This is a genomic window from Flavobacterium sp. (genome assembly GCF_003525665.1).
GTDB lineage: Bacteria > Bacteroidota > Bacteroidia > Flavobacteriales > Flavobacteriaceae > Flavobacterium.
The window spans coordinates 1-6,189 of the sequence record NZ_DQDX01000073.1; the positions used below are offsets into that span (position 1 = coordinate 1).

Sequence of the window (6,189 nt, forward strand, 5' to 3'; positions counted from 1 at the left end):
GTGTCAGATTCTGTGAGGGTTGAACGTGTTACTGTTACTAATTTAACTCAAGGAACATTTTCTGTTTCTGATGATTTAGGACAATTTTCCATATTTGCAATTGAAGGTGATAATTTGGTTTTTTCAAGTGTAGTTTTCGAATCGGTTTCGGTGGTTTTAAAAGAGAGTGATTTTCAAAGATTACTTTTTAAGGTCGAATTGGATGTCAATATCAATCAACTGGATGAAGTAAAAATTGGTGCGTTTAAGCTTTCTGGAGATTTAGCTTACGATGCAAAACGTATTAAAGTGAAACCAGTTTATAAAATTGATTTGCCAAAAATCGATTTTTCACAGCTTGAAATTACTGGAGTAAAAGACCGAGTTTTGTCGCCCATTCAAGGATTTAATCAGCAACAGCTTGGTGGTTTGAATTTTGTAAATATCACAAGAGCTATTTTTGGTTCAAGTTCCTCTAAAAAAGTGTCCTACACCAAGTACACGCAAGTCAACTCATCTGAAGTATTTTTATCTACAATAAAAAAATCATTCAATGAAAGTTTTTTTACAAACACATTAAAAGTGAAAGAGGAAGAAGTGGGACGATTTTTAAATTTCTGTTCAACCGATGAACGACAAGAAAAATGGTTGTTAAAACCAGAAAATCAGTTGGCGTTGGTAGATTATTTGACAAAAAAAGGAGAAGAATTTAATAAAATTAATGACTAATAATTTAGTAGTTTTGAACCATGAAAAATGTTTTTAGAAATAGTATTCTGCTTTTGCTTTTTGTGACGCTGTCGTCCATGACGGTTCACAAGTTTTATGTTGCTATTTACAAAGTTGAATTCGCTCAACAGAAAAAAATGCTGCAAATTACAACCCGAATTTTTGTAGACGATTTAAACATTGCTTTAGAAAAAAAATACAATAAAAAAACATTTCTTGGTGAAGACAAAGAATCTGAAAATGATGTTGTTCTATTGAAAAAATACCTTGCAGAGAAATTTGTTGTTAAGGTTAATGGAGAACAAAAAGCAATGAACTTTTTAAGCAAAGAACTTGAAAATAATGTGCTTATTTGTTATCTAAACAGTAAAGAAATTTCTAAAATTAAAACATTAGAAATTCAGAATTCGGTGCTAACCGAAATTTATGACGAGCAACAAAATATCATTCAAGCAAATTTTAACGGAGAAAAACACAGTCTACTTTTAACTGCTGAAAAAACTAACGGAATGTTAAAATAATTTCAAAAAGTTTGTTCTAAAGTAAAAAATAGTACATTTATAGCTTCAAACAGTCAACTATTATGAAGCAGTTTTTTAGTCTACTACTTGTTTTGCCATGTGTTCTTTTTGCTCAAGAAACACCAAAACCAAAAACTCAAAGCGAAAAAAATCCTGATAAATTTAAGCAAATGTACGATTTGTTGGCAACACCAAATATGTACAGAACTGCATCTGGCGCACCTGGACCAGAATATTATCAGCAAAAAGCAGACTATAAAATCAATATTGAACTTGACGATAAAAACACAAAACTTTACGGTGAAGAGACTGTGACTTATACCAATAACGCCAAAGAATCTTTAGATTACATGTGGATGCAATTGGACCAAAATCAGCAATCTAGAAAATCGCTTTCGCCACTAGTTGAAAGTAATGTAACCGATCCAGCTGCAAGTCCGAAAGGATTTTCAAGAAAATATCTTGAAGAAGATTTTGACGGTGGTTTCAATATAGAATATGTAAAAGATGCTTCTGGGAAACCAATGAAATATACCATTAATCAAACGATGATGCGTATCGAATTGGACAAACCCTTAAAATACAAGGAGAAAATTTCGTTCTCTATAAAATGGTGGTACAACATCAATAATTATCGTCTTGATGGCGGTCGTTCTGGATACGAACATTTTGATAAAGACGGAAACAATTTATACGTCATAGCTCAATTCTATCCAAGAATGGCGGTTTATAATGATGTTGAAGGTTGGCAGAATCAACAATTTTGGGGTTCAGGCGAATTTGCTTTACCATTTGGAGATTTCGAAGTTAACATTACCGTTCCAGCCGATCATATTCTTGAAGCAACAGGTGATTTATTAAATAGAAGTGAAGTATTTACTAAAGCACAACTAGAACGTTATCAATTAGCCGAAAAAACATTCGATAAACCAGTAGTTGTTGTTACTCAAGCCGAAGCCGAAGCTGCAGAAAAAGGATTTTCTGACAAGAAAAAAACATGGAAATTTAAAGCAACAAATGTTCGTGATTTCGGAATTTCAACATCAAGAAAATTCATGTATGATGCCATGGCTGTAAAGTTGGCAACAAGAAATACTATGGCAATTTCACTTTATCCAAAAGAAGGAAATCCGCTTTGGGGTGAATATTCTACTCGTGCCGTTGCACATACTTTAAAAAGTTATTCGAGCCACACTTTTGATTATCCTTATCCAAAAGCAATTTCGATAAATGCCGAAGATCAAGGTATGGAATATCCAATGATTTGTTGGAATTTTGGTCGTCCTGGACCAGATGGAGTTACTCCAGAAAGAACTAGAACCGGAATGATTAGCGTTATTGTTCACGAAGTTGGACATAACTTTTTTCCAATGATTGTAAATTCTGATGAGCGCCAATGGACTTGGATGGATGAAGGTTTAAACTCGTTCATGGAATATATGGCATTGATGGAATGGGATCCAAATTTCCCAGCAGATCGTGGTCCGGCAAAAAATATCGTTCCTTACATGAGCGGTGATCAAAAAGGTTTAGAACCAATTATGTCTAATTCAGAAAGTATTCGTCAGTTTGGAAATAACGCTTACGGTAAACCTGCTGCTGCTTTAAATATTCTTCGTGAAACTGTAATGGGAAGAGAATTATTCGATTACGCATTTAAAACTTATGCTAATAGATGGAAATTTAAACATCCTACACCAGAAGATTTCTTTAGAACTATGGAAGATGCTTCGGCATTTGATTTAGACTGGTATTGGAGAGGTTGGTTTTATACAACAGATACCAATGACATCGGAATTAAAGAAGTGAAAAAGTATTTTGTAAGCAACGAACCATCTAAAGAAACAGAAGAATTCTTAAAAACTAGAAGAAGAAGAAATAGAATCGAAGGTCCGATGGTGTTTATGATTGCCGATGGAAGTGAAAGTTACAAACCGTCACTTAACAAACCATTTGAAATTAAAGACAGCAAAGCATTAGACGAATATATTAATCAAACTTTTTCTAAAGAAGAGCAAGCCAAATTAAAATCGCCTAAATATTTCTACCAAGTAACTTTTGAAAAACCAGGTGAATTAGTAATGCCAATTTTGGTTGAACTTACATTTGAAGACGGAACTACAGAAAATCATCATTTCCCAGCACAAATTTGGAGAATGAACGACAAAACGGCCAACAGAACTTTTGCTACTAGCAAAGCCGTTACAAAAATTGTAGTTGACCCAAAACTTGAAACTGCAGACGTTGATGTTTCTAACAACACTTGGCCAAAACAAGAAGTAAAATCTAAATTTGATTAAATTAACGATTAATTTTCATTTATACCTGCGGTAGTTTGTAACTTTGCAGTCTTATAATTAATACAGTTAGATTATGTTTGGAATTGGTGGCGGCGAAATGATTTTTATAATTTTTATTGCCTTAATGCTTTTTGGTTCAGATAAAATTCCGGTTATAGCACGTAACTTGGGTAAAGGAATGGCGCAGTTAAAAAATGCTACTAACGAAATTAAAAGCGAAATCAATAAAAGTGCTCAAGCCAACGGATTGGATACTTCAATGAAAGATTTAACTAATGTTTTCAACTCAGAAGTAGAAAGCGTGAAAGGAAGTCTAGATACTAATTTGACTAATCCATTAGATCAAATCAAACAAGACGTTACTTCTAGTATTGACGATTTAACGGGTCCAATAAAACGCCAAATGTAATGCTCGAAAAAGTAATTGCACTCGATAAAGAGTTATTGGTTTTTTTGAATGGATTGGGTTCGGCAACTTACGACGGATTTTGGTTGATAATCACCAAGCAGTTGCATTGGCTGCCGCTTTTTTTATTGGTTTTTTATCTTTTGTATAAAAAATTAGATACTAAAAGTTTAGTGACAGCACTAGTTTTTATTGCTGTTTTGATAGTGGTTTGTGATCAAACGGCAAACCTTTTCAAGAATACATTTCAACGATTACGACCTTGTAATGATCCCGAAATTAAAGATATAATTAGAGTCGTAAAATCAAGTAGTTCCTTTAGTTATTTTTCGGGTCATGCCGTCAATTCTATGGCAACGGCAGTTTTCGTATATATGATTATGAAACGCTATTATAAATATGCTTTTTTAGTGTTTTCATTTCCTCTTATATTCGCTTACAGCAGAATTTACTTAGGCTTACACTTTCCGTTAGACATTCTAACTGGATATGTTTTCGGTAGTATTTTCGGATTTCTGTTCTACAAAGGATACAATTATTTTATAGTAAATAAGTTGCAGTTGAAGTAATTAAAATCTGAAGAAAAAAAATAAAAATTAATGTTCTTAATCAAAAAAAGTACTAAATGAAGTCCAAATTTAAGAAGTTAATTTTAAGTGCTATTGTGTCTTTTTTATTTTTTCAAATTGGTTTCGCACAAAGTCAGCCTCAAGTAAATCAACGCCGTATTATTCGAAAGAGTTTCTCACAACAATGGGAATTAGATAGTATTTTTAGAAAAGGAACTTTTAGATTGGTTTCCTACAAACCTATTTACATTACTGCTGGTCGTTGGACAAGTAAAACCAACAAATTTCCTATTAGTGAGAATCCAGATTATGCTTCAGAAGAACGTCAAGATTACAACAATTTTGAAGCCAAGTTTCAGCTGAGTTTTAAATCCAAAGTGATGCAATCTATTTTTTGGGGTTGTGGTGATTTATGGATTGCTTATACGCAAAAAGCACATTGGCAAGTGTACAATAAAAAATTGTCAAGATCATTTAGGGAACTTAATTACGAACCCGAAATAATTTTGAATTTCCCACTAAACAAACCACTTTTTGGAGGAAAATTGCGAACAACTAGTATCGCAATCAACCATCAATCGAATGGAAAAGATTTACCGCTGTCAAGAAGTTGGAACCGAATTATCTTCAACGTTGGTTACGAAATTGGAAATTGGGACGTCATCTTTAAACCTTGGATACGACTAAGTGATGAAGAAGATGAAAATCCATTAATAACAAAATATATTGGTAACGGAGAACTCGACTTATCTTATACGTACTATAACCACGAATTTAATGCCATCATAACGCATCCATTTAACTCGCTTAAATATGGCGGAATGCAATTAAATTATGTGTTTCCAATAGAAGGTCATCTTCGCGGTCACGTGCAAGCGTTTCATGGTTATGGTGAAACTTTAGTCGATTACAATCACAGCCAAACTTCGCTCGGAATAGGAATTTCTTTTGCAAATTGGTAATAATTTACAACACACGACTTACAGTTAATCCGTCACGAATAGGAAGCAAAACAGTTTCTACTCGTTTGTCTTCATTTACAAGTTTGTTGAATTCTAATAAAACTTTGGTCGAAATATCATTCGGATGAACTTCTTCCAGGACTTTTCCGCTCCAAAGAACATTGTCCGACAGGATAATTCCGCCTTTATTCATCATTGGAACTATTAGATTAAAATAGTTGATGTAATTTTCTTTATCAGCATCAATAAAAACCAAATCAAACTTCAAATCTATTGTTGGAATGATGTCAATCGCTTCGCCAAGATGTTGCACAATTTGGTTTCCCCATGGAGATTTATCAAAATATTTTCGCTGAAAATCTACCAATTCTTCTTTAATATCAATGGTGTGAAGCAAACCGTTTTCTTGCATTCCTTCGCACAAACAAAGCGCAGAATATCCAGTATAAGTTCCAATTTCAAGAATATTTAATGGTCGAATTAATTTAGAAAGCATACTCAAAACTCTACCTTGAAAATGTCCGCTCAACATTCGCGGAAGCAATATTTTTTGGTACGTTTCTTTGTTTAATTGCGCTAATAATTCGGGTTCATTCTGTGAATGTTGCTCGATATAAAGTTCTAATTCTTCTGATAGGAAATGCATAATTAGTTATTGTTAAAAGTGTCGATTAAAAATTTATCAAAATTTTCAAAATTGGTTTCATTGATGTTGTAAATAAC

7 protein-coding genes are annotated in these 6,189 nt (G+C 33.2%); 6 read left to right on the top strand and 1 reads right to left on the bottom strand.

The features are described from left to right. The 6 genes from DIU01_RS05160 to DIU01_RS05185 all read left to right on the top strand — a co-directional run. A partial coding sequence (locus DIU01_RS05160) for a hypothetical protein (RefSeq protein ID WP_290832175.1) occupies positions 1 to 708 on the top strand: 708 nt, incomplete at its 5' end. A 20-nt stretch (positions 709 to 728) separates the two neighbouring features. Then, the gene (locus DIU01_RS05165; RefSeq protein WP_290832176.1) at positions 729 to 1,229 is read left to right on the top strand and encodes a DUF6702 family protein; all 501 of its coding nucleotides are present in this window, start codon (positions 729 to 731) and stop codon (positions 1,227 to 1,229) included. Between the two features lie 62 nt (positions 1,230 to 1,291). Then, entirely contained in the window at positions 1,292 to 3,529 is a 2,238-nt protein-coding gene (locus DIU01_RS05170; protein ID WP_290832177.1) for a M1 family metallopeptidase, read from the top strand. 73 nt (positions 3,530 to 3,602) lie between these two features. Beyond that, a complete protein-coding gene (locus DIU01_RS05175; protein WP_290832178.1) occupies positions 3,603 to 3,938 on the top strand; it encodes a twin-arginine translocase TatA/TatE family subunit in 336 nt (111 codons plus the stop codon). Beyond that, complete coding sequence (locus DIU01_RS05180) at positions 3,938 to 4,504, top strand: phosphatase PAP2 family protein (RefSeq protein WP_290832179.1); 567 nt, start codon at positions 3,938 to 3,940, stop codon at positions 4,502 to 4,504. Before DIU01_RS05175 ends, DIU01_RS05180 begins: the two co-directional genes overlap by 1 nt. A 56-nt stretch (positions 4,505 to 4,560) precedes the next feature. Beyond that, positions 4,561 to 5,466 carry a phospholipase A gene (locus DIU01_RS05185; RefSeq protein WP_290832180.1) on the top strand — a complete coding sequence of 302 codons (906 nt, stop codon included), beginning with the start codon at positions 4,561 to 4,563 and terminating at the stop codon, positions 5,464 to 5,466. 4 nt (positions 5,467 to 5,470) lie between these two features. Here DIU01_RS05185 and DIU01_RS05190 read toward each other — a convergent pair whose 3' ends face one another. Then, the gene (locus tag DIU01_RS05190; protein WP_290832181.1) at positions 5,471 to 6,112 is read right to left on the bottom strand and encodes an O-methyltransferase; all 642 of its coding nucleotides are present in this window, start codon (positions 6,110 to 6,112) and stop codon (positions 5,471 to 5,473) included. Between the last annotated feature and the right edge of the window lie 77 nt (positions 6,113 to 6,189).

Excerpts from the sequence above, each read along its gene's own strand:
- DIU01_RS05180 (WP_290832179.1), top strand. The coding sequence starts at position 3,938 with ATGCTCGAAAAAGTAATTGCACTCGATAAAGAGTTATTGGTTTTTTTG.
- DIU01_RS05185 (WP_290832180.1), top strand. The coding sequence starts at position 4,561 with ATGAAGTCCAAATTTAAGAAGTTAATTTTAAGTGCTATTGTGTCTTTT.
- DIU01_RS05175 (WP_290832178.1), top strand. The coding sequence starts at position 3,603 with ATGTTTGGAATTGGTGGCGGCGAAATGATTTTTATAATTTTTATTGCC.
- DIU01_RS05170 (WP_290832177.1), top strand. The coding sequence starts at position 1,292 with ATGAAGCAGTTTTTTAGTCTACTACTTGTTTTGCCATGTGTTCTTTTT.
- DIU01_RS05190 (WP_290832181.1), bottom strand. The coding sequence starts at position 6,112 with ATGCATTTCCTATCAGAAGAATTAGAACTTTATATCGAGCAACATTCA.
- DIU01_RS05165 (WP_290832176.1), top strand. The coding sequence starts at position 729 with ATGAAAAATGTTTTTAGAAATAGTATTCTGCTTTTGCTTTTTGTGACG.